The organism is Propioniciclava flava (genome assembly GCF_004126535.1).
In the GTDB taxonomy this organism is placed as follows: Bacteria; Actinomycetota; Actinomycetes; order Propionibacteriales; family Propionibacteriaceae; genus Propioniciclava; species Propioniciclava flava.
Genome location: NZ_PPCV01000005.1, coordinates 242,160 through 263,509, shown reverse-complemented (window position 1 = coordinate 263,509; position 21,350 = coordinate 242,160). Strand labels below are relative to the sequence as shown.

Below are 21,350 nucleotides of genomic sequence, written 5' to 3'. Positions count from 1 at the left end.
TCATGAGGAGTACTCCGCGTTCTCTTCCACGTAGGCGTAGGTGAGGTCATTGGTCCAGATCGTGGCCGACGTCGACCCGGCAGCCAGATCCACTTCCACGCTCACCTCGCGTGGCGTCAGGTCGACCAGGGAACGGTCCTCCCCTAGCCCGCCGGTCCGGAAGACCGTGACGCCGTTGAAGCTCACGCTGACAGCCTCGGCGTCGAAGGTCGCCCGCGTCGTCCCCGCTGCGGCCAGGACGCGACCCCAGTTCGGGTCGTTGCCGAAGATCGCCGTCTTGAACAGGTTGGAGCGGGAGATGGCCCGCGCCACCTCGAGGGCGTCCTCCTCGGTGGCGGCATGCGTCACGGTGACGGCGATGTCATGGCTGGATCCCTCGGCGTCCGCCAGCAACTGATGCGCCAAGGAGGCGCAGACGCCAGTCAACGCCTCAGTGAACGCCTCCTGATCCGGCACGAGCCCGGAGGCTCCGTTGGCGAGGAGCAGGACGGTGTCATTGGTCGACATGCACCCATCGGAATCGGTGCGGTCGAAGGTGACGTGTGTGGCAGCGCGCAGGGCGGCGTCCGCCTGCTCGGGAGTGAGGTCGGCGTCGGTGGTGATGACGACCAGCATGGTGGCCAGGGCAGGTGCCAGCATCCCGGCGCCCTTGGCCATGCCGCCCACCGTCCAGCCAGCCTCGCTGGTGACGGCGGCCTGCTTGCTGACCGTATCGGTCGTCATGATGGCTTCGGCGGCCGCCGCTCCCCCATCGGCGGACGCGTGATGAGCCGCATCGGCGATTCCCCCACGGATCGCGTCCAAGGGGAGCCGGACGCCGATGAGACCGGTCGAACACACCGCCACCCGCCCCGCCTCGGTGTTCACGGCAGCTGCGGTCGCCTCAGCCATCGCTGAGGCGTCGGCCAGGCCTTCGGCGCCGGTGCAGGCGTTCGCACCACCCGAATTGAGGACGACGGCATCGAGTTCGCCCCCGGCCAGGGCAGACATCGACCAGACGACCGGGGCGGCCTGGAAGCGATTGCTCGTGAACACCCCGGCAGCGCAACGCTGCGGGCCAACGTTCACCACGAGCGCAAGATCCCGCTTGCCGGTCGGTTTGATTCCTGCTGCGACGCCAGCGGCGACGAAGCCACGTGCTGCGGTCACGCTCACGGGGCGACTCCCATCGTGGTGAGGCCCAAGGTTTCGGGGAGACCCAGGGCAAGGTTCATGGATTGGATGGCGCCACCTGCGGTGCCCTTGGTGAGATTGTCGAGGGCCGCGACGGCGACCAGGCGACCGGCCTGCTCATCGACGGCAACCTGGACGTGCACATAGTTGCTCCCCAGCACAGACTGCGTCTGGGGCCACAATCCCTCGGGGAGCAGACGCACGAACGGTTCCCCTTCCCACGCGGCGGCGTAGGCCTCACGGGCGTCGCGCGTGCTGAGCGGAGAGGTGAGGGGTGCCGTCACCGTGGCGAGGATTCCGCGCGACATCGGCACCAAAACGGGCGTGAAGGAGATGCTCGGCGCGGCGGCCCCGAGCTTGCGGAAGTTCTGCAAAATCTCCGGAACGTGACGATGCACTCCCCCCACCCCGTAGGCGGACGCGGATCCCATCAACTCGGCGCCCAACAGGTGAGGCTTGAGCGCCTTCCCGGCACCTGAGGGACCGGTCGGCGCGACGGCCACCACGTCATGACCGTCGACGAGACCGGCCTGCAACGCGGGCGCCAAGGCCAAGGTGATGGTCGTCGGGAAGCATCCCGGCACGGCGATGCACCGCGTTGAGGCGAGCCGTTCGCGCTGGCCCGGTAGTTCGGGCAGACCGTAGGGCCAGGTGCCTGCGTGGGGGGTGCCGTAGAAGTGCGCCCAGTCTGCTGCAGATTCGAGGCGGAAGTCGGCGCCAGCGTCGACGACCACGGTGTCGTCCCCCAGGGTGGCAGCGACCTCTGCGGACGCGCCGTGCGGGAGTGCCAGGAAGACCACGTCGTGGCCCGCCAGGTTCTCCGCGGTGGTGTCGAGCACCTCGCGCTCGAGCAACGTGGTGAGGTGCTGGTGGTGCTGGCCCAGCATCGTCCCGGCGGATGACTTCGCAGTCAGGGCGCCGATTTCGACGTCGTCTCGGACGGCCAGCAACCGCAGCAGTTCACCGCCCGCATAGCCCGTGCAGCCCGCGACTGCGATCTTGATCATGGCATGATTATGTGCCGATCAACATAATGATGCAAACCGGCGCTCGGTGTGTCCACGCCCCGCCACACTGCCCCGCAGGGATCAGTCCTGACGCGAGAAATCCGTCACATGCAAGACGAGGTCTCCCGCCGCGTCGCACTCATCGAGATCGACCCATGCATGGAGAGCCCAGTCCCGGTTGCCCGCCGGGTCGGCGACGATCTGGCGTACCTGCCACGTTCGATCACGCTTGCTCACCGCGAAGAAGGCAGGTCCACGAGCGTCCTGATCCGTGCCGATCTCATCGTGCTCATCCCAGTAGTCCCCCAGGGCCTCATCCCACCGCGGACGCGTCATCACGACCGGCTGCGCCGTCTCCAAGCTCGCCAGCGCCTCCACGTCATCGCTGGCCATCAACTCGATGCGACGCCACAACGCGTTACGCACCATCACCGTGAAGGCTCGCTCGTTTCCGGTCACCGGACGCGAGGGTTCACTGGGGGCATCGGGCTCGGCAGTGTCGCTGGCCGACAAGGACGCCAACCGGTTCCACTCATCAATCAACGAGGAGTCGACCAGCCTGGTCACCTCGCCCAGCCACGCGATGAGGTCGGCCAGTTCGTCTGTGCGTGAGGCTTCGGGCACCGTTTGCCGAAGCGCGCGGTAGGCGTCCGAAAGGTACCTCAGCAACAGCCCCTCGCTGCGTTGCACCTTGTAGTGGGCGACGAACTCCCCAAAGCGCATGCCCCGCTCATACATGTCGCGGACGACCGACTTCGGCTTCACCGGAGTCTCCGACAACCACGGATGAGCTGCGGCATACACCTGGTGGGTGTGCGTCAGCAGGTCGGCCAGCGGCTTGGGCCAGGTGACCTCCTCCAACGCGGCCATCCGCTCCTCATACTCCAGGCCGTCCGCCTTCATCTCCCCCACGGCCTCACCCCGTGCCGTGAACTGCTGCTGCAGCAAGATCACCATCGGATCCTCCAGCGTCGCCTCGATGACGCTGACCACATCCAACGCGTAGGTGGGGGTCTCCATATCCAGCGTCTCGATGACCGCCAGGGCGAAGGCCGACAGCGGCTGGTTGAGCGCGAAATCCCGCTGCAGGTCGACGGCGACCGCATACCGGCGCCCACCCGCGGTGGGATGCTCCAACCGCTCGACGACGCCCGCTCGGACGAGTGATCGCGCCAACTGCGCGGCTCGGCGGATGAGTCGGCGCCTCGTGGTCGCGTCGGGGTGAATCGAATCGATCAGGTGCACCACGGCCGCCCCGGTGTCCTCGTCGCGTTGCAGCAGGTTCAGCAACAGCCCGTGGGTGATCTTGAGTCGAGGGTGTAGTTCCTCCGGCTCGGATTCGATGAGCTTGGCGAAGGTCGCCTCGGTGTAGTTGACGAATCCTTCCGGCGGCTTCTTGCGGCGAACCGACCGTAGCTTCTTGGGGTCGTCGGCGAACTTCGCCACGATGCGGGCGTTCTCGACCTCGTGCTCAGGGGCCTGTGCGACGACGTAACCGACCGTGTCGTACCCGGCGCGACCTGCCCGCCCGGCGATCTGGTGGAATTCGCGGCTGCGCAGCACCCGCTGGCGGCGTCCGTCGAACTTCGTCAGCGCACTGAACAACACTGTCCGGATCGGAACATTGATCCCGACCCCGAGCGTATCCGTCCCGCAGATCACCCCTAGCAGGCCTCGCTGCGCGAGCCGCTCCACGAGGCGGCGGTAGCGCGGCAGCATTCCCGCATGGTGCACCCCGATGCCAGCCCGCAGCAGCTTGGCCAGGCTCTGTCCGAAGCCGGACGCGAACGCGAACCCGCGCAGTTCATCGGCGAGTTCCTCGCGGTGAGCGGCCCCCGAGACTCCTTGACTCAGCAAAGCCTGAGCGCGTTCGACGGCCGCAGCTTGCGTGCCGTGGACGACGTAGACCGGGGCTTGATGGGTCGCTACGAGGTTCGCGATGGTCTCATGAATGGGCTCCAGCGACCATGAAAACGTCAACGGCACCGGACGCGTGACGCCACCGATCACGGCCGTTTCCCGGCCGGTCGACTCGGTCAGGCTGTCCGCCAAGCGGGTCACGTCCCCCAGCGTGGCCGACATGATGACGAACTGGGTCTGCGGCAACTCCACCAGCGGCACATGCCAGGCCCAGCCGCGATCGGGGTCAGCGATGAAGTGGAACTCGTCCATGATCACCAGCCCGACCTCAGCGTCGTGGCCTTCGCGCAAGGCGATGTTGGCCAGAATCTCCGCTGTGCAGCACACGATGGGCGCCTCGGGGTTCACCGAGGCGTCCCCGGTGACCATGCCCACATTCTCGGCGCCGAACGCGTCCACCAAAGCAAAGAACTTCTCGCTCACCAAGGCCTTGATCGGAGCGGTGTAGTAGCTGCGACGACCGGAGTTGAGGGCCGCGAAGTGGGCCCCGGTGGCGATCAGTGACTTCCCAGAACCGGTGGGGGTGGTCACCACGACGTTCGCCCCGCTGAGAATCTCGATCAGCGCCTCGTCCTGGTGCGGGTACAGGGAAAGCCCGTCGCGTCCGGCCCACGCACTGAACCGCTCGAACACGGCGTCGGGGTCGTCTCGGTGCCCGGCGGACGGCACGTAATCCAGGATCGTCATATCCCTCCCATGCTCTCACGCGGTACGCGACACCCGGACGCGCACCACCGCACCCTGACCCGACGCCGGGGGCCCCGCCTACACGCAGACGAGACCCCCGGGTTCAGCACACGACGCTCACTCAGCGCGAAGCGTTGCCCCCACCTGTCCGGCAGCGGTGATCGCCGCCTCACGGGCGAGCGCGACCTCCTCGGCGGTCAGCGTCCGATCCTGAGCGCGGAAGCGCAGAGCAAACGCCATCGACTTCTTGCCCGCTGGCACCGGGACGCCCCGATAGATGTCGAACAGGGTCGCCGACTCGAGCAGTTCGCCTGCACCCGCGGTGATCGCCGACTCCACCTGGGCGGCGGTCACCGCCTCGTCGACGACCAAGGCGATGTCTTCCTTGGCGACCGGATGACCCGAGACCAGAGGCAGGGACCCGGGGCCACCGACGCCAGCAATCAGCGCATCCACGTCGAGTTCCAGCGCCGCCGTGCGCGCCGGGAGCGAGAACGCCTTGATGACGGCGGGGTGCAACTCGCCGGCATAGCCGACCACCTGACCGTCCACGACGAGCGCCGCGCAACGCCCGGGATGCCAGGGCGCACGCGTCGCCGGACGCCGCTCCAATGACACGCCGACGGTACGTGCCGCCAACTCCGCCAACCCGAACACCTGCTGCCAACCTGCAGGCTCCGCAGGCCCTTGCCACCCGGCCGGACGCCACGCCCCGGCCACCACGGCACCGAGGTGACGCGGCTGCTGCGGCAACGTCGCGGCGATCTCGTCGAGCACGGCATCGCTGGGGCGTTCGCTGACGCCGGGCTCCGGTGATGCCGCATCGCCGGAGGTGAAGAACACGCGGCCGATCTCCATCAAGGCGATGTCGTCGACGCCGCGCGACGCGTTGCGCTGCGCGGCGCCGAACAGGCCCGGCAGCAGGCTCGTGCGCAGCAGGGGCGCCGTGTCCGCCAACGGGTTGACCAGGCGGACGGTGGCGCGTCGTTCGTCGCTCGCGTCCAAGCCCAGGGCATCCAGGTCGGCCTCCGATGCCCACGGGAACGTGAGCACCTCCACGAAACCGGCGGCAGCCAGAGCGCGCAGGAGGGCACGCCGGGCCATCTGCTCGCGGGTGAGGCCGCCGCCCACGGGTGCGGGCGGCACCACGGACGGCAAGTGGTCGAATCCGACCTTGATGCCGACCTCCTCGACATAGTCGTAGGCATCGACCAGGTCGAACCGCCACGTCGGCGGCACCAGCGTCAGCGCTGCGCCCTCATCGGTCACCTCGACCCCTGAGCGACGCAAGACCTCCACCACCGTCGTTGCGGGGATCGGCATTCCCAGGACGCGTTCGGGCAACCCCACCTCGATGCGTTGCGTCGGCATCGTCGGGACCGCTCCGGCAACCGTCTCAGCCACCAAGGCTCCCCCGCCCAACTCGATCAAAAGATCGGCCACGCGGCGAGCCGCACTGTAGGCCGCCCCCGGGTCGACCCAGCGTTCGAAACGACGGGAAGCCTCGCTGCTGAGCTTGTGACGCCGCGATGACCGAGCCACCGTCACCGGGTCGAAGTGCGCAGCCTCGATCACGATGCGGGTCGTGGTGTCGCGCAGTTCGGTGTCCTGGCCACCCATGATGCCCGCCAGACCGATCGGGCCTCGATCATCGGCGATGACCACGTCGGCCAGGTCCAAGGTCCGATCGACGTCGTCCAAGGTCACCAGATGCTCGCCTGCGGCGGCCGTGCGCACCACGAGGGGGCCACGCAGGGCGTCCGCGTCGTAGCAGTGATTCGGTTGGCCGGTCTCCAGCATCACGTAGTTCGACACATCGATGCTCAGGGACAGCGAGCGCATCCCTGCCGCGGTGAGACGCTGCCGCATCCAGTCCGGTGTTGCGGCGCTCGGATCGAACCCCTCCACCGTGAGCGCGACGAACAGCCCGCTGGCGGGGGTCTCCAAGCGCACCGGGTAGCCGTCCGCATGCGCGGCGGGCGTCGGGAGCGACACCACATCGGTGAAAGCGACGTCGAGGGATTGGGCGGCCTCACGGGCCAACCCGCGCACCGACAGGCAGTACCCCATGTCGGAGGTGATGGGCATCTCCAAGACGTCGTCCACCACGCCCATGGCGTCCAGCGCGCCCGCGCCGATCGTCCAGGCAACACCCTCCGCGTCGGTGCTCGGGAGCACGATGATGCCCTGATGATCCGAGCCCAGACCCAGTTCGTCTTCGGCGCAGATCATTCCGTCAGACATGTGGCCATAGGTCTTGCGGGAGGCGATAGCGAAACCACCGGGCAGTTCGCTGCCCGGGAGGGCGACGACCACCCGATCCTCGGGGTTGAAGTTGCTCGCCCCACACACGATCCCGCGCGGCCAATAGGGGCCGTCCTCCCCCTGAAGCGGGGCGGTGATCCCCCCACGCTCCAGCGGAGCGGGCGCGTCCTGGGGGGCATGCTGCGCCCCGGCGTCGACATGGCACCAGCGGATGACCTTGCCGTTCTTCTGCGGCTCTTCCACGAACCCGAGGACGCGGCCGATCACGACCGGACCGCTGACGTCCCCACCGATCGTCTCGACGGATTCGACTTCCAGGCCAGCGCGCACCAAGGCCTCGCCGAGGTCACGCCCGCTGAGATCGTCGGGAAGCGCGGCGTATTCGGCGATCCAGCTCTTCGTCGCCCTCATCGGGCCTCTCCCTTCAGCGCCCGGCTGAACCGGACATCTCCTTCGACCATGTCGCGCATGTCAGCGGCGTTATTGCGGAACATCAAGGTGCGTTCGATCCCCATCCCGAAGGCGAAACCGGTGTACTCCTCCGGGTCGATTCCGGCAGCCGTCAGGACGCGCGGGTTGACGACGCCACAGCCGCCCCATTCGATCCAGCCCTCGCTGCGGCAGGTCCGGCAGGGGGCGTCGGGGTTCCCCACGGAAGCCCCGTGACAGACGAAGCACTCCAGGTCCATCTCGGCGCTGGGCTCAGTGAACGGGAAGTAGTTGGGGCGAAAACGCGTCCGGACATCACCGAACATCGCTTGGGCGAGGTGGTCCAGGGTCCCCTTCAGGTGAGCCATGGTGATGCCCTTGTCCACGACGAGGCCCTCGATCTGATGGAACACCGGCACGTGCGTGGCATCGAACTCATCGGCCCGGTACACGGTGCCAGGGCACACGACGTAGACGGGCAACGGACGCTCCAGCAGCGAACGGATCTGCACCGGTGACGTGTGGGTCCGTAGGACGCGGTGAACCCCGGCCGGGGCGACGAAGATCGTGTCGGACTCCCCCCGGGCGGGGTGATCGCGTCCGATGTTGAGGGCATCGAAGTTCAGCCACTCGGCCTCGACCTCCGGCCCTTCTGCGACCTCCCAGCCCATGGCGACGAACACGTCCGACATGAGGTCCATCAGCCCGGTGATCGGGTGGATGGCACCCTCGGGTGCCAAGGCGACCGGCAGCGTCACGTCCACCGACTCCGACGCCAGGGCCGCCTCCAGTTCGGCGGACTCGACGTCGGCTTGACGGGCCGCCAACGCCGCGTTGAGCTGCCCCCGGGCGCGCCCCATCCGCTGTCCGGCGTCCTTGCGCGCGGCGGGAGGCAGCGCACCGATCTCGCGGTTCGCCAACGCGATGGGCGACTTCTCGCCCACGTGGGCAAGCCGTGCCGCCTTCAGGTCAGCGGTGGTGGTCGCGGCGGCGAAGGCTGCCTCAGCGTCGGCGACCATCGCCTCCAACGCTTCGGCGCTCAACGCGGCCACTTGCTTGGGATCGTAGTTGTCATTCGGCCCTGACATGGGCCCTCCTTGTCGGTTCAGTGTCCGGTTGCGCGTTGCGTGCTGGCGGAGGTGTAGAGACAGATGGCGGCGGCCGTCGCCAAGTTGAGAGATTCAGCATGACCGTACAGGGGAACGGCCACCGCCCGGTCGGCGAGTTCACGATGCTCATCGGGCAGACCCCACGCCTCGTTGCCCATCACCCACGCTGTGGGCGCGGCCAACTCGGCTCCCAGATCCACCAAGGTGGCTTCCGCCTCGCCATCGGTCGCGAAGACCTGCAGGCCCGCGTCACGGCACGCTTGCAGCGCACCAGAGAACTCGACCCCCACAACGATCGGCAGATGAAAGATGCTGCCCACGCTCGCACGAACCACCTTCGGGTTGTGCAGGTCAACCGAATCGGTCGACATCACCACGGCGTCGGCTCCGAAGGCGTCGGCGCACCGGATGACGGTGCCAGCATTACCCGGATCACGGATCTGGTCGCACACGACCACCAGCCGGGGAGCCCCGCTCAGCGCCTGCTCCAGGGGAACGTCGATGGAGCCCGCAACAGCGATGACACCTTGCGGGGTCACCGTGTCTGACATCGTGGCGAGGTTCTGCTCGCTCACACCGTGGACCGGAACCCCGCCAGAGCGCGCCAGGTCGATGAGATCGCGGTTGTCACGGGCGCTGTCCCAACGGACGAACAGCCGAGAGACCACGGCGTCACCGCGCAGCGCCTCCCGCACTGCCTGGCGCCCCTCCACAAGGAAACGGCCCTGCGCGCGTCGCTCTTTGCCGCGCAACAACGCGCGCGACTCCCGCAACACGGACTTACTGGCCTCATCGAGTTCCAGACGATCCTGCGTCATGGCCGTTCCTTCCTCTCACCATCACTACCGCACCAACAGAGCCTTGAAGCAAGCCCTGTGGGGACGCGAACGCGGCAGCACCCAGCCGTGGCCGGGGCTGCCGCGCAGCGTCGAGAAGTGCCCTCTCAGGCAGCCGCAGGCTGGTTCGCCTTGGCCAACTCGACCAACGACGCGAACGTGCTCTCGTCGGTCACGGCCAGATCCGCGAGGATCTTGCGGTCAACCTCAACGCCAGCGGCCTTGAGGCCCGAGATAAATCGGTTGTACGTCATGCCGTTGGCGCGGGCAGCCGCGTTGATCCGCTGGATCCACAAGGAACGGAAGTCGCCCTTCTTGTCCTTGCGGTGCGCGTAGCTGTAGGTCGCGCTGTGGAGCAGCTGCTCCTTCGCCTTGCGGTAGAGGCGCGAACGCTGCCCCCGGTAACCGGACGCCTGGTCCAGAACCTCGCGACGCTTCTTCGTCGCGTTCACTGCGCGCTTGACGCGTGCCATGATCGAATCTCCTTGTTGAAATGCCTAGTGGGTGGTTCGGCTCACTTGCCGAGCAGCTTGCGCGCCGTCTTGACGTCGGCCGCGCTGAGCACGACATCGCCGCTCAACCGGCGGGTGCGCTTGGTGGGCTTGTGCTCGTTCAGGTGCATCTTGCCCGCCTGACGGCGCATGATCTTGCCGCTTCCGGTGACCCGGAACCGCTTCTTGGCACCCGAGTGGGTCTTCATCTTCGGCATGTCGCCGCTCTCTTTCTTCTCGTGAACTCGCGTTCGTGGACCGTCAAGGCCCTGGTCGTGGGGCGGAACCCTACACGTCGATATCGGGATCCAGATTGTCGGCCGGACCGCGCTTCTTCTTCGGCTCAGCCTTGGCCTGGTGTGCGGCGCGCATCTCTGCCTGCTCCCGCGCCTCGGCCTCCGCGTCGGCCTGACGCTGAGCAGCCTTGTCCGCCTTATCGGCCTTCTCCTGCTCGCGCGCCTCTGCCTTCTTCCGCGTCGGCGCGAGCACCATCAGCATGTTGCGGCCGTCTTGCCGGGGCTGGGATTCGATCGTCCCGTCCTCGGCGACGTCATTGGCGAGCTTCTTCAACAGGTTGAAGCCCAGTTCGGGTCGGCTCTGCTCGCGACCGCGGAACATGATCGTGATCTTGACCTTGTCGCCGCCACGCAAGAAGCGGACGACGTGACCCTTCTTGGTCTCATAGTCATGGGAGTCGATCTTCGGACGAAGCTTCATCTCCTTGATGACCGTGTTCGCCTGGTTGCGGCGGCTTTCACGTGCCTTCTGTGCCGACTCGTACTTGAACTTGCCGTAGTCCATGAGCTTGGCGACGGGAGGGCGGGCCATCGGGGCCACCTCGACCAGGTCGAGATCTGCCTCTCGGGCCAGACGCAAGGCGTCGTCGATGCGCACGATGCCCACCTGCTCGCCGTTGGGGCCGACGAGGCGGACTTCGTTCACATGAATGCGCTCATTGATGCGCGGTTCAGTGCTGATGGGTTCCTCCATACGTTGAAACGGGTGACCGACCACGAAAAAGGCCCCCGCAGCATGCGGAGGCCCAAGCACGCGGCACTCACCCGGATCACTCCGGGGCACCGACAGAACCCGACGATCATCGATCGTGCAGGTGGGAGCTTGGAAACTCCGCTTACATCGGACGCACCTCAATCAGGTGGTCGAACTGCTCCATCCTAACCGAAGGTGGGCGCTACCCCAACTCCTGCCGCACCTCAGGCCGTCGGCGCCTCACGGAACATCCAGCCGAAGCCGCCGTCTGGCAGTTCCACGAGTCGCCGCCCCTGAGCCAACTGGTCAATTAGCTCGCGTTCAATCACCACCGGGTGCGGGCCAGGCAGGTCGATCAGGATCGCCGTCGAACTCGTCTCCACCGCGGTGGCCGCCACATCGTCCAGCGTGCACGGGACAGGGCGGGCGTCCGCCTTCCACACCGTCAAGGCGTCCAGGCCGGTGAAGACCGGCACAGCCGTGTCACCGGACTCAGAGCGGACCAGGACCGCCGCCATTTCTGCCACGCGGTCGGGATCAGGCCCATCGCCGGATTCGTCGCCCGCCGCCACGATCGGGAGGAGCAGGCGAGCCGTGCATAACGCCGCGATGGCGCGGGGATACGCCACGTCGCCGTCGTAGGCCCGTGCCAGGATCGTTCGCAGGGCGGGATCGGGATCCCCCCGGTCCCCGGCGAAGGCAGCATTCGGTTGCCCCAACGTCTTCATGCGCCCACGCTGGCACATCGGCGACCTCACCCCAAATCGACCCCGTAGGCTGGAGCGCATGGACGCGAACCTCATCCACCTCCTGATCGCCAGCGTGACCACGGTGGTGTGCGTCATCATTACCGCCCTGATCTGGCGTCGCGCGCAGGTCAAGACCGTCTTTTGGTGGATCGGGCTGACGCTGCTCCCCATGGCGATCTACCTCGCCGGGCTCGGCTCTGCAGCCGAGGGCGCCGCCCGTTCGCTTTATGCCTGGTGGAACGGCTTGCAGTTCACCCCGATCCAATGGGTCGGCTTGGTCCTGGGCGGCATCGGAGCCCTGCTCCTGGTGGGGAGCCGCTTGATCCCGTCCGAGTCGGCGAAGGATCGCCGTGCGGCAGCCAAAGCCGAGAAGCAGGCGGCCTCCAACGGGCACCCAGCCTCGCCCGGCCTGCCCGCCACCAGCACCTCCGCACCGGCCTCCCGTCCCGCACCTGCGGCGGCACCACCGGCCGCTGGCGGTGAATCCGAGTTCGACGAGATCAGCGAACTGCTACGCAAGCGCGGCATCAACTGATCGGCCGGCGCGGGAGTGGCACCTCGCAGTCGCTTTCCCTCGCGCAGCAGCTTTCCCTCAGGCGGAGGGTCGCGTAGCCAACGCGCGGAGCTGATCGACCTTCCCCTGCGCCGCATCGCCGTCAGAGCGCATGATGCCCAGTATCGGTCGGTCCGTCGCATCATTCAGTTCGACGAACGGCCAGTGGTCGCTGTCGCGATAGCGGATGGACTCCACCTCGTCCCAGCGATACCGGTAGCGGCGAAACCCGTTGCGCCCCCAGAGCCCTTCGGCGTCCGCGCGAACAAAACCGCTGGCCACTACCCACACGATCCCCAGCATGAACGCGAGGAAGAACAGCAGCGTCAGCGTCTGCGGCAGCGTGAACATGCCCCGGATCGCGGCGGGAAGGCTGAACCAGCCGAAGAGAGCGGCGCCGAACATGACGACCGTCCAGATCAGCGCCTGCCTGCGCAACAGATGCGGATGCGCCTCGAACTCCTCAGGCGAACTCACAGCCGACACGCCGCAATGTCGGTGACCAGGATCCCCTCAGCACCGACCTCCCACAGCTCATCCATGATGAGGGGCGCCTGCTTGGCCGGAATCATGGCGCGCACCGCGAACCAGCCCTCGCGCGCCAACGGCGAAACGGTGGGGCTGTCGATGCCGGGAGTGACGGACGCAGCAACCTCCAGTTTGTCTGCGGCGATGTTGTAGTCAACCATCTTGTAGTTGCGCGCCGTCATGACCCCAGCCAGGCGGCGAAGCAGCAATCCCAGCCCAGCGGGCTCCTGCGCTCCGCGCGGCTGGATCAAAATGGCCTCGGAGGCCAGGATCGGCTCACCGAAGACCTCCAACCCCGCTCGCTTCAGGGTGGAACCGGTCTCGACCACGTCGGCGATGGCGTCGGCCACACCCAGACGCACCGCGCTTTCCACGGCACCGTCCAGCTTGATCAGTCGAGCCGAGACGCCTTGGCGCTCCAAGTAGGCGCCCAGCAGCCCCGAGTAGGAGGTCGCGATCCGCTGGCCCGCCAGGTTGGCCACCGTCCACCCGGACGCAGCCGGTGCGGCAAAGCGGAAGCGGGTTCCGCCGAACCCAAGCGCGAGGACTTCCTCAGCGTCAGCGCCTGAGTCCAGGAGCATGTCGCGGCCAGTGAATCCCAGGTCGAGCGTCCGCTCCCCCACGTACACCGCAATGTCACGCGGGCGCAGGTAGTAGAACTCGACACCGTTGGCCTCGTCGAGGAGGACCAGATCCTTGCTGTCGGAGCGCTGGGCATAGCCGGCCTCGCGAAGCATCGCTTGCGTGGCCTCGGCCAGGGAGCCCTTGTTGGGTAGCGCGATGCGCAGCAGCGGGCGATCGTTCACGGTCGTTCCCCTCACAGGTAGCGGTAGACGTCAGCGAGGGTGAGCCCCTTGGCGATCATCATCACCTGTACGTGGTACAGGAGTTGGCTGATCTCCTCGGACGCCTCAGCGTCGGACTGGAACTCGGCCGCCATCCACACTTCGGCGGCCTCCTCCACGATCTTCTTCCCGATCGCGTGGACGCCTGCGTCCAACTCCTTGACGGTGCCGGATCCGGCTGGCCTCGCCTCGGCTTTAGCGGATAGTTCCGCGAACAGTTCCTCGAACGTCTTCACGTAGCCGAAGTCTAGTGGCGTAAGCCCCAGACGCCGCGCCGGGGCGGACGGGCGGACACACAGCGACCGCCTCGCCGCGCCTTCGCGCGAGCGCGCCGAACCTCACCCGTTCTACAGACGGACGCCCAGGAGCGCATCGAGGGCTTGTGCGATGTCTGCGGGCGCGTCCACGTCATCTCCATCGATGGCCGACGACGCGGCAGCCCATGCGTCGACGGCGGCGAGGGCCTGCGGCGCATTCAGGTCATCGCGCAGCGCCGCGCGCAGGGTGGCGATCGTGGGGCCTGCAGGGAGCGCCGCCGCTGCGGCGACCGCACCACGCCAGGCGAGCAGGCGCGCCTGAGCCGCGTCGAGATCTGCGGCGGTGTACTCCCAATCGCTGCGGTAGTGGTGGGCCAGCAGTACCAGGCGGATCGCCATCGGATCCACCCCGGCGGCCCTGAGGCGTGAGACCAGGACGAGATTGCCACGGCTCTTGGACATCTTCTCGCCCTCGTAACCGACCATGCCCCCGTGCGCGAACGCGCGGGCGAAGGGCTGCCCAGACAGCGACGTCCCTTCCGCAGCGCTCATCTCGTGATGCGGGAACACCAGGTCTGAGCCTCCTCCTTGCACGTCGAACTGCTCGCCGAGGGTGTGCAGGGCAATAGCCGAGCACTCGATGTGCCACCCCGGTCGTCCGCGACCCAACGACGAGTCCCAGGCGGGTTCCCCTGGACGCTCCAGCCGCCAGACGAGGCAGTCCAAGGCATCTCGCTTGCCCGGTCGATCCGGGTCACCCCCGCGCTCGCCGAAGATTGCCAGCGCCTGCGCACGGTCCAGGTGGGCCACCTCGCCGAACGTGGGAGCCTGCGTGGAGGCGAAATACCAGTCGGGGTACTCGGGATCGTCGACTTGGTAGACAAGCCCGGCGGCGATGAGTCGCTGCACCATGGCGATCACCCAGTCGATGGACTCCACAGCCCCCACGTAATGGGTGGGAGGCACAACCCGCAGGGCCTCCATGTCGCTGCGGAACAACGCGATCTGGTCGGCGGCCAGATCCTGCCAGGCGACACCGGTTGCTTCGGCACGCTCCAGGAGGGGGTCGTCCACATCGGTGACGTTTTGGGTGTAGATCACCTCGCGGCCTGCGTCCAGCCAGATGCGGTACAACAGATCAAAGGCGACATAGGTGTTGGCGTGTCCGAGATGGGTCGCGTCGTAGGGCGTGATGCCACACACATACATGCGGGCAGGACCATCCCCGGCACCGACAGCGAGCGCGGTGCCGGACGCGGAATCGTGGACGCGGGGCAACGTCGGATCAGGCGTCAGCGTCGGAATCTCGGGACGGGACCACGCCTTCATGCATTCTCCTCGCGACTGGTGGGCGGCTCGATGCCGCGCCCGTGACAGCCTAGTCGCGCTCGGCCGGGCTACGCTGAGTTGTCTGATTCGGCGAACGAGCGGAGAAACAGCGCATGTTGGAATGGTGGCAATCGGTCATCTTGGGCGTCGTGGAGGGCGTGACGGAGTTCCTCCCCATCAGTTCCACCGGGCACCTCACCGTCGTCGAGAGCCTGATGGGGTTGCCCATCAACGACACGTCGGTCACGGCCTACACCGCCATCACCCAGATCGGGGCGATGATCGCGTCGATCGTGTACTTCTTCTCCGACATCGTCCGCATCGCGGGTGCCTGGTTCTCGGGGCTGGCCAACAAGGACAAGCGCGGCCCCGACTTCCACCTCGGCTGGGCCATCATCGCGGGTTTCCTCGTGACCGCCGTCATTGCCTTCGCATTGAAGGACCTCATCGAAGGGCCCCTGCGCTCCTTGTGGTTCGTGGTGGGTGGCCTGCTCGTGTGGAGCGTGGTGATGTTCTGCGCGGACCGTTTCGGCAAGCAGGACCGCGGCGAGCACACCATCACCTGGAAGGACGGGGCTCTGCTGGGCCTGATTCAGTGCTTCTCTTTGGTGCCGGGCGTGAGCCGCTCGGGTGCCACCATCTCCGGCGCACTCTTCTTGGGCATTGACCGCGTGACCGCCACGCGCATGAGCTTCTTCCTCGGCATCCCCACGTTGGTGGCAGCAGGTAGTTATCAAGCCATCTCTGCGGCCTCCGATATCGCCGCTCCCGGCGGCGTGGGCTGGACAGCCACCATCATCGGCATCGTGGTGTCCTTCGCGATCGCCTACCTGTCCATCGCCTGGCTGCTGAAGTTCGTCGCCACCAACAACTTCACCGCATTCGTCATCTACCGGATCGTGCTGGCCGCGATCATCGTGGTGCTGTTGTTGACCAACGTCGTCTCCCCGATCTGATCGGGAGACCACAGTGGCGATGGGGGCGACGTTCGGCGAGCGCAGCGTCGGGTTTAGCGGTCTGACGGTCTCCCGGGCTGGCCTGGGCACGATGACCTGGGGCCGTGACACCCACGCCGAGGATGCCCGCGCCTGCGTGCACCGGTTCGTCGACGCTGGCGGATCCCTGATCGACACTGCCCCCGCCTATGGGCGTGGCGAAGCCGAACGCTTGCTAGGGCGCATGTTCCGCTCCGATGTTCAGCGCGAGGACCTCGTCATCGCCACGAAGGCCGGCTTCGTATTCCGGGAGGGCGCCCGGGTGGTCGACACCTCTCGGGCAGCCCTTCTGGACGATCTGCGGGGGTCGCTGGAGCGACTGCGCACCGACTACGTCGACCTGTGGCAAGTGCATGCCTGGGGGCACGCACCCCTCGATGAAACCCTTGCCGCCTTGGATTTCGCCGTCACCTCCGGCATGGCTCGCTACGTCGGGGTCTCCAACTTCGTCGGGTGGCAGACCGCCACCGCGTCCACCTGGCAGCGCGCCGTTCCTGGCCGCGCGCCGATCGTCAGCAACCAAGTGGAGTACTCGCTGTTGGCCCGCCGCGCAGAGGTAGAAGTACTCCCCGCATTGCAGCACTTCGGGATGGGGTTCTTTCCCTGGTCACCTCTAGGACGAGGCGTCCTGACCGGCAAGTACCGAACGGGAGTGCCACGCGGTTCCCGCGGCGCCACTCAGCACTTCCACTGGTACGTGGAGCCCTACTTGGAGCCGCGCTCCCGGGCCGTCGTCGAGGCCGTCGCCAAGGCCGCTGACGGACTGGGTATGACGCCAGCGCAGGTCGCCTATGTGTGGGTGCGGGATGCCCCCGGCGTCACCGCTCCCCTTCTCGGCGTCCGATCAGCCGCTCATCTGGAGCCCTACCTGGAGGCCGAGGACATGACGCTGCCCCCCGAGATCGCTCGTGCTCTCGACGACGTCTCAGGTGGGCCCAATGAGGCTCGCGACCTTTAGGGGGCCCTCCGATGCATCCACGATCCACGGTGCACACGTTCCCCGCACACCGAGCACTCGCAGTGCCACCCCTCTTCACTGGAGCGAAGGTCTTCGCTGGGGTGAAGCCGAGGAAGCCTCGTGGTGTTCAGCAGAAGGCCCCCTGACGTCCCAGCTCCTGGCGGGTTCTATGGCTGCTACTTCAGGCCTTGAGCAAACTCGCTGGTGAACGCGGGCAGTTCCGAAGAGTCAAAGTTACTCCCAGGACTGCTGATTGATATGATGCCGTACTTCACTGTCGCCAGGTAACAGGTCGGCGTCTTTTCGACTGTGCCGCACACAAAAGTGCCGTCGGCAGAGAAGGCCGGTTCGTCTAAGGTGAGCGCCCACATCTTCAGATCCAGGCGCGAGCCATTGCTGATCACGTAGATCCATCCGTCACTGTCGCCAGCGTGCGCGTAGATAGGAAGGCCAGCGAACTCTTTACGCTCACGGGAGCCGACGCTCATCGGCATGTCCTCTACCTTCGCCAAGGTATCGGGTGGCCGTGCAGATACCTCGGGTTGGCTTGGAGCCGTCTGCAGCGTCGGAGGACTTGCGCCCGGAACCCTTTCGGCGCCAGAAGGCAACGGGGGCGGGACGTCGGGTCCAGACTCGCCTCCCTTCAGCGCCAGCACCCACCCGGTCCCGAAGATGATCGCCAGCACGAGGGCTGCCCCGACGAGAATCCACGGCAATTTTCTGTTGCCCCCACCTGCGCTGGGACGAGCGCCACTCGGATACGGTTGCTGTCGGAGTCCGTCCCCAGGGGGATAGCCGCCATAGTGCGGTGGCGGGGGAGGATATCCACCTTGTTGATTCCATTGCTGATTGCTCATATGCGCCTCCTTTGTGGCACCAAGACTAGGGAGCCGCGCCCCAGCCCCGCCACTACTTGCCTCAGAGGTGGCGCCAGCGGCGCAGCAGCATCTGCCTGGGGAGTCAACGACAGGAGGAGGCCACCACCACCATGCACGCCATGGTTCACACGGCGCCGAGGCAGGTGCCCTGCTCGACATGGCCAGGTTTGCGGCAGACGTGGATCTACTCACACATACCAAGAGGCCTTGTCACTAGGGACTTACCCCCAACAACAAGGCCTCTTGTCTCGTGCGCGAGAGAGGACTTGAACCTCCACGCCCTTAATCGGGCACTAGCACCTCAAGCTAGCGCGTCTGCCAATTCCGCCACCCGCGCAAGGTGTCGGCCAGGTCTCCCTGGCAGCCCCGCAACTATAGCGCGGACGCACGGCCATGTCGAAACGGCTCGTCAACTGTGCCCGCAGCATCGCACTCTCAGGCGACGGGGTTGTAGGCACACTCGTCCGCGACCTGCGTCGGGGTGGCCGACGGCTCGGCCGACGGTGTCTTCGCCGCCCCCGACCGGGTTGTCGTGGGAGCTGCCGCAGGCTTGCTCGGCGTCACCTCAGGCGTCGACGGACCCCCCGACGCCGGCGGGGCCGCCTGGGGCGCCAGCGCCTCGGCAACGCGCTGCTGAACGGCGCTCCACTGTGGGTGCGTCGTGGAGAACCCGTCTACCCCATTCTGGAAGGAGACCGACCGCAGGGGTGCGTTGCGCACTCGGCCTGCAAGATCCAGCAAAGCAGGCAAGAGGCTATTGGGAACGTCGGTCGCGACCACGTCGCGTCCGGCTTGGGTCAAGGCCTCGTAGTTGGCCAGGACTGTCGTCAGGTTGACCTGGCGGCTCAGGGCCTTGATCACACATCGCTGGCGCCGCATCCGGTCGTAGTCGTCGGTGTGATAGCGACCGCGGGCATACCAGAGAGCGTCGTATCCATTCAGATGCTGATCGGGACCAGGCGGCAGCCAACGATCCGGCGGGAAGCCCGGATCGGCGCCGTTGGGGTTCTTTCCCCCCACGGGCAGGGGTTTGTTGACGTTCACCGTCACGCCACCGAGGGCGTCCACGATCTCCACGAATCCCTCGAGGTTCGCCATGACGTAATAGTCGATGTCCACCCCAAGGGAGGTGCCGACGGCCATCTTGAGCATCGTCGCCCCGGGATCCTTGGACGGCGGCAAACTGGCCGCAGCGCCCGGATAGCGGATGACGTTTTGGTACATGGCATTGAGTTGCTGCTCGCCATCGGGTTCGCCAGGCAGGTGGTATCCGTCGGGCCAAATCTTCGCGAGCGCGCTTCCCGCGGGGAAAATGAGGCGCTCAGTCTGCCGAGGCAGACCCAGCAAGACGGTGTCTCCCGTCTTGGTGTCGATCGACGCCAGCATCACCGTGTCGGTGCGGGTTCCCGTGCGGTCGTCTCCGCTGTCGGCACCCAGGATCAACACGTTGAGTCGGGGCTTGTTGGCCCACGGATCCGAACCGTTACCAAAGCTCGGCGCGTTCGCGCCACCCGGATCGTCTGGATCTTGGAAGACCGCGCGCAGCAGGGATGACGTCTCTACCAGGCTCCGAGCACCAAAGGCCGACGGCATCGCCACGGCGAAGGTGAGCACGGCCACCAGCACGGCACCCACGACGCGCTGCCATGCGCGCGCCGGGTGCGGACGCGTCAGGACCTGCGTGGCCGTCACGGCAACAGCCCACAGCAGGCCAAACACCGCCAGCGCCACAGCCATCACCATGAGCCACGTCGGGTTCGCCACCACAGACAAGGCCCAGCCCCTCGCGAACACGGAGCCAACCCCGGCAAGCACCGCGACCGCCACCGCAACCGCCGTCAACGCGAGCCCGAACACCCGCCAGCGCGTCCCGGCCAGCCCGAGCCCAGGAATCACGGCGCTGACCACCGTCAGAGCACTGGCCGTCCCGAAACTGCGTCGGCGCTCGGCGCCCTGCAGCGGCGGGGTCTCCGGTGACTGGGCCACATGCTGGGGGGTGTAGTCGCTGCCCGTCATCGCATCAGTCCCGTCATGCTGTCTGGCCGCACCGATGGTCCCGAGGAGGACCACGGGGCGACGCTCAGGCGTCCGGCGAGGAGGCCGCCGAACCCCACCCGGGCGATGTCGATCGCCGCGCCCGTCGTCACCATGCCACCTGTCATCGGAGCCACCGCGCGCGGGTGCGTCAAAGCGTCCAGCATCAAGGCCATAGTCGAAAGAGTACGGGGCCACCCTTGCCTCCCGCATGCCTGACACAGACCGGACGCGAGGGCGAGCCCGGGAGCCGATGGCGGATCAGACTATGGTCGCGCCCGCAGAAGCCGTACCGCCCTCGCTGCGGCAACATCGGTCGAGTTGACCCTTCCCCCCTGTTCAGTGAGGAATCCCTGCGATCATGGGCCCATGTCCAAGCACCTCATCGTGGGCGCCTACGCCGCCTACTCCCCGAGCGCCGACACGGGCGAATCGATCATTCTGGATGCCCTCGCGGCCCGACCCATCGTGGGTGGCCTGGAGCTTCCGCAGGTCGACCACGTCGTCGCTCATCCCTCATGGCGGGCCGAGTGGTCTCACGTCATCACCTGCATTCCCGGGACGATGGGCCGCATTGCCAACGATGCAACGTTCGGGCTCGCCTCCCCCGATGAGGCAGGGCGGAACGCGGCCTTAGCGTTCGCAGCCCAGGCGCGAGACGACATCGCCGCTCTCCGCGAGCAGTGCCATCACGTCCAGGCGATCGAGTTCCACAGCGGACCGAGCAACACGGCCGACGCCGAAGCCATGGCCGCATCGATGGCGACCATCAGCGGCTGGGATTGGGGCTCAGAGATGGTGTTCCTCGTGGAGCACGGCGACGCGACCACCCCCGACCACCACGGCGAAAAGGCCTTTTTGACTTTCGAGGAGGAACTCTCCCTCGTCGAAGCGTCAGCGGATCCACGCTGGAAGATCGGCATCAACTGGGGGCGCAGCGCGCTGGAGGGTCGCGGCAAGGACCTCCCCTTGAGTCATATCCGACGCGCCGCAGAGGCTGGCGTGCTGGGAGCAGTCTTCTTCTCCAGCGCCTCCGGCGAGCACAGCGACTTCGGGACGTGGCTCGATCGCCACCTTCCCCCCGCTGGGCTGCCGTTCTCTCCCCCTGGCACCCTCCTGGGGGCCGAGGAGATCACCGCAGCTTTGGAGGCTGCCGGTGATGACGTCATCGTCGGGCTCAAGTTCGGTTTGCGGCCCGACGACCTTCCCGTTGAGGAGCGTGCCACCCAACTCGGCGCGATCGTCGACCTCTTCGCCGAACTGCTGTAAACCACCACCCCGTCGTCCGCATTCGCGCAAAGAGTCCCGCTCCTCCTG

At 66.8% G+C, this 21,350-nt stretch carries 21 protein-coding genes and 1 tRNA gene; 4 read left to right on the top strand and 18 right to left on the bottom strand.

Going from position 1 to position 21,350, the window contains the following annotated elements; all coding sequences use genetic code 11:
* The 10 genes from argJ to C1706_RS09130 form a co-directional block, all read right to left on the bottom strand.
* A complete protein-coding gene (gene argJ / locus C1706_RS09175) occupies positions 1 to 1,155 on the bottom strand; it encodes a bifunctional glutamate N-acetyltransferase/amino-acid acetyltransferase ArgJ (protein WP_129458936.1) in 1,155 nt (384 codons plus the stop codon).
* Positions 1,152 to 2,180: an N-acetyl-gamma-glutamyl-phosphate reductase gene (gene argC / locus C1706_RS09170; RefSeq protein ID WP_129458935.1), complete on the bottom strand. Its 1,029-nt coding sequence runs from the start codon at positions 2,178 to 2,180 to the stop codon at positions 1,152 to 1,154. The genes argJ and argC overlap by 4 nt, the downstream gene beginning before the upstream one ends.
* A gap of 81 nt (positions 2,181 to 2,261) precedes the next feature.
* On the bottom strand, positions 2,262 to 4,787 hold the full coding sequence (locus tag C1706_RS09165) for a DEAD/DEAH box helicase (protein WP_129458934.1): 2,526 nt from the start codon (positions 4,785 to 4,787) through the stop codon (positions 2,262 to 2,264).
* A gap of 117 nt (positions 4,788 to 4,904) precedes the next feature.
* Positions 4,905 to 7,463, bottom strand: a complete 2,559-nt coding sequence (gene pheT / locus C1706_RS09160) for a phenylalanine--tRNA ligase subunit beta (RefSeq protein WP_129458933.1) — start codon at positions 7,461 to 7,463, stop codon at positions 4,905 to 4,907.
* Positions 7,460 to 8,569, bottom strand: coding sequence for a phenylalanine--tRNA ligase subunit alpha (gene pheS / locus C1706_RS09155; RefSeq protein WP_129458932.1), 1,110 nt, complete (start codon positions 8,567 to 8,569; stop codon positions 7,460 to 7,462). Before pheS ends, pheT begins: the two co-directional genes overlap by 4 nt.
* Positions 8,570 to 8,586: 17 nt before the next feature.
* Complete coding sequence (locus C1706_RS09150) at positions 8,587 to 9,408, bottom strand: TrmH family RNA methyltransferase (protein ID WP_129458931.1); 822 nt, start codon at positions 9,406 to 9,408, stop codon at positions 8,587 to 8,589.
* 125 nt (positions 9,409 to 9,533) lie between these two features.
* A complete protein-coding gene (gene rplT, locus C1706_RS09145; protein WP_129458930.1) occupies positions 9,534 to 9,899 on the bottom strand; it encodes a 50S ribosomal protein L20 in 366 nt (121 codons plus the stop codon).
* Positions 9,900 to 9,940: 41 nt separating this feature from the next.
* Positions 9,941 to 10,135 (bottom strand): 50S ribosomal protein L35, encoded by a 195-nt coding sequence (gene rpmI / locus C1706_RS09140; protein ID WP_129458929.1) that lies wholly within the window; start codon positions 10,133 to 10,135, stop codon positions 9,941 to 9,943.
* 70 nt (positions 10,136 to 10,205) lie between these two features.
* On the bottom strand, positions 10,206 to 10,907 hold the full coding sequence (gene infC / locus C1706_RS09135) for a translation initiation factor IF-3 (RefSeq protein ID WP_129458928.1): 702 nt from the start codon (positions 10,905 to 10,907) through the stop codon (positions 10,206 to 10,208).
* A gap of 224 nt (positions 10,908 to 11,131) precedes the next feature.
* On the bottom strand, positions 11,132 to 11,635 hold the full coding sequence (locus C1706_RS09130; protein ID WP_164987499.1) for an SseB family protein: 504 nt from the start codon (positions 11,633 to 11,635) through the stop codon (positions 11,132 to 11,134).
* A 58-nt stretch (positions 11,636 to 11,693) separates the two neighbouring features.
* On the opposite strand from C1706_RS09130, the gene C1706_RS09125 reads away from it, so the two are divergent.
* Positions 11,694 to 12,191 carry a hypothetical protein gene (locus C1706_RS09125; protein WP_164987498.1) on the top strand — a complete coding sequence of 166 codons (498 nt, stop codon included), beginning with the start codon at positions 11,694 to 11,696 and terminating at the stop codon, positions 12,189 to 12,191.
* Positions 12,192 to 12,248: 57 nt separating this feature from the next.
* Here C1706_RS09125 and C1706_RS09120 read toward each other — a convergent pair whose 3' ends face one another.
* From C1706_RS09120 to mshC, 4 genes are all read right to left on the bottom strand, one after another.
* Positions 12,249 to 12,686, bottom strand: coding sequence for a PH domain-containing protein (locus C1706_RS09120; RefSeq protein ID WP_129458925.1), 438 nt, complete (start codon positions 12,684 to 12,686; stop codon positions 12,249 to 12,251).
* On the bottom strand, positions 12,683 to 13,528 hold the full coding sequence (gene hisG / locus C1706_RS09115; RefSeq protein WP_431830695.1) for an ATP phosphoribosyltransferase: 846 nt from the start codon (positions 13,526 to 13,528) through the stop codon (positions 12,683 to 12,685). Before hisG ends, C1706_RS09120 begins: the two co-directional genes overlap by 4 nt.
* 26 nt (positions 13,529 to 13,554) lie before the next feature.
* Complete coding sequence (locus tag C1706_RS09110; RefSeq protein WP_129458923.1) at positions 13,555 to 13,818, bottom strand: phosphoribosyl-ATP diphosphatase; 264 nt, start codon at positions 13,816 to 13,818, stop codon at positions 13,555 to 13,557.
* Between the two features lie 111 nt (positions 13,819 to 13,929).
* Positions 13,930 to 15,168 (bottom strand): cysteine--1-D-myo-inosityl 2-amino-2-deoxy-alpha-D-glucopyranoside ligase, encoded by a 1,239-nt coding sequence (gene mshC / locus C1706_RS09105; protein ID WP_129458922.1) that lies wholly within the window; start codon positions 15,166 to 15,168, stop codon positions 13,930 to 13,932.
* A gap of 116 nt (positions 15,169 to 15,284) precedes the next feature.
* Between mshC and C1706_RS09100 the strand changes: the two genes are divergently transcribed.
* Both C1706_RS09100 and C1706_RS09095 read left to right on the top strand, forming a co-directional pair.
* Positions 15,285 to 16,124 carry an undecaprenyl-diphosphate phosphatase gene (locus C1706_RS09100; RefSeq protein ID WP_129458959.1) on the top strand — a complete coding sequence of 280 codons (840 nt, stop codon included), beginning with the start codon at positions 15,285 to 15,287 and terminating at the stop codon, positions 16,122 to 16,124.
* A 19-nt stretch (positions 16,125 to 16,143) separates the two neighbouring features.
* Positions 16,144 to 17,121 carry an aldo/keto reductase gene (locus C1706_RS09095; RefSeq protein WP_129458921.1) on the top strand — a complete coding sequence of 326 codons (978 nt, stop codon included), beginning with the start codon at positions 16,144 to 16,146 and terminating at the stop codon, positions 17,119 to 17,121.
* A 176-nt stretch (positions 17,122 to 17,297) separates the two neighbouring features.
* Here the strand turns inward: C1706_RS09095 and C1706_RS09090 are convergent, their stop codons facing one another.
* The 4 genes from C1706_RS09090 to C1706_RS14005 form a co-directional block, all read right to left on the bottom strand.
* Positions 17,298 to 17,615, bottom strand: a complete 318-nt coding sequence (locus tag C1706_RS09090; RefSeq protein ID WP_129458920.1) for a hypothetical protein — start codon at positions 17,613 to 17,615, stop codon at positions 17,298 to 17,300.
* Positions 17,616 to 18,250: 635 nt separating this feature from the next.
* Positions 18,251 to 18,336: transfer RNA gene (locus C1706_RS09085), tRNA-Leu, on the bottom strand.
* Between the two features lie 98 nt (positions 18,337 to 18,434).
* The gene (locus C1706_RS09080; RefSeq protein WP_164987497.1) at positions 18,435 to 20,015 is read right to left on the bottom strand and encodes an LCP family protein; all 1,581 of its coding nucleotides are present in this window, start codon (positions 20,013 to 20,015) and stop codon (positions 18,435 to 18,437) included.
* Positions 20,012 to 20,209: a hypothetical protein gene (locus tag C1706_RS14005; protein ID WP_164987496.1), complete on the bottom strand. Its 198-nt coding sequence runs from the start codon at positions 20,207 to 20,209 to the stop codon at positions 20,012 to 20,014. Before C1706_RS14005 ends, C1706_RS09080 begins: the two co-directional genes overlap by 4 nt.
* Positions 20,210 to 20,402: 193 nt before the next feature.
* Here C1706_RS14005 and C1706_RS09075 point away from each other — a divergent pair, with 193 nt between their 5' ends.
* Positions 20,403 to 21,302, top strand: coding sequence for a DUF4862 family protein (locus tag C1706_RS09075; protein WP_129458918.1), 900 nt, complete (start codon positions 20,403 to 20,405; stop codon positions 21,300 to 21,302).
* Positions 21,303 to 21,350: the final 48 nt, after the last annotated feature.

Excerpts from the sequence above, each read along its gene's own strand:
- C1706_RS09125 (WP_164987498.1), top strand. The coding sequence starts at position 11,694 with ATGGACGCGAACCTCATCCACCTCCTGATCGCCAGCGTGACCACGGTG.
- infC (WP_129458928.1), bottom strand. The coding sequence starts at position 10,907 with ATGGAGGAACCCATCAGCACTGAACCGCGCATCAATGAGCGCATTCAT.
- mshC (WP_129458922.1), bottom strand. The coding sequence starts at position 15,168 with ATGAAGGCGTGGTCCCGTCCCGAGATTCCGACGCTGACGCCTGATCCG.
- C1706_RS09090 (WP_129458920.1), bottom strand. The coding sequence starts at position 17,615 with ATGCCGATGAGCGTCGGCTCCCGTGAGCGTAAAGAGTTCGCTGGCCTT.
- argC (WP_129458935.1), bottom strand. The coding sequence starts at position 2,180 with ATGATCAAGATCGCAGTCGCGGGCTGCACGGGCTATGCGGGCGGTGAA.
- C1706_RS09130 (WP_164987499.1), bottom strand. The coding sequence starts at position 11,635 with ATGAAGACGTTGGGGCAACCGAATGCTGCCTTCGCCGGGGACCGGGGG.
- C1706_RS09165 (WP_129458934.1), bottom strand. The coding sequence starts at position 4,787 with ATGACGATCCTGGATTACGTGCCGTCCGCCGGGCACCGAGACGACCCC.
- C1706_RS09150 (WP_129458931.1), bottom strand. The coding sequence starts at position 9,408 with ATGACGCAGGATCGTCTGGAACTCGATGAGGCCAGTAAGTCCGTGTTG.
- C1706_RS09095 (WP_129458921.1), top strand. The coding sequence starts at position 16,144 with ATGGGGGCGACGTTCGGCGAGCGCAGCGTCGGGTTTAGCGGTCTGACG.
- rplT (WP_129458930.1), bottom strand. The coding sequence starts at position 9,899 with ATGGCACGCGTCAAGCGCGCAGTGAACGCGACGAAGAAGCGTCGCGAG.
- pheS (WP_129458932.1), bottom strand. The coding sequence starts at position 8,569 with ATGTCAGGGCCGAATGACAACTACGATCCCAAGCAAGTGGCCGCGTTG.
- C1706_RS09080 (WP_164987497.1), bottom strand. The coding sequence starts at position 20,015 with ATGACGGGCAGCGACTACACCCCCCAGCATGTGGCCCAGTCACCGGAG.
- C1706_RS14005 (WP_164987496.1), bottom strand. The coding sequence starts at position 20,209 with ATGGCCTTGATGCTGGACGCTTTGACGCACCCGCGCGCGGTGGCTCCG.
- pheT (WP_129458933.1), bottom strand. The coding sequence starts at position 7,463 with ATGAGGGCGACGAAGAGCTGGATCGCCGAATACGCCGCGCTTCCCGAC.
- rpmI (WP_129458929.1), bottom strand. The coding sequence starts at position 10,135 with ATGCCGAAGATGAAGACCCACTCGGGTGCCAAGAAGCGGTTCCGGGTC.
- C1706_RS09075 (WP_129458918.1), top strand. The coding sequence starts at position 20,403 with ATGTCCAAGCACCTCATCGTGGGCGCCTACGCCGCCTACTCCCCGAGC.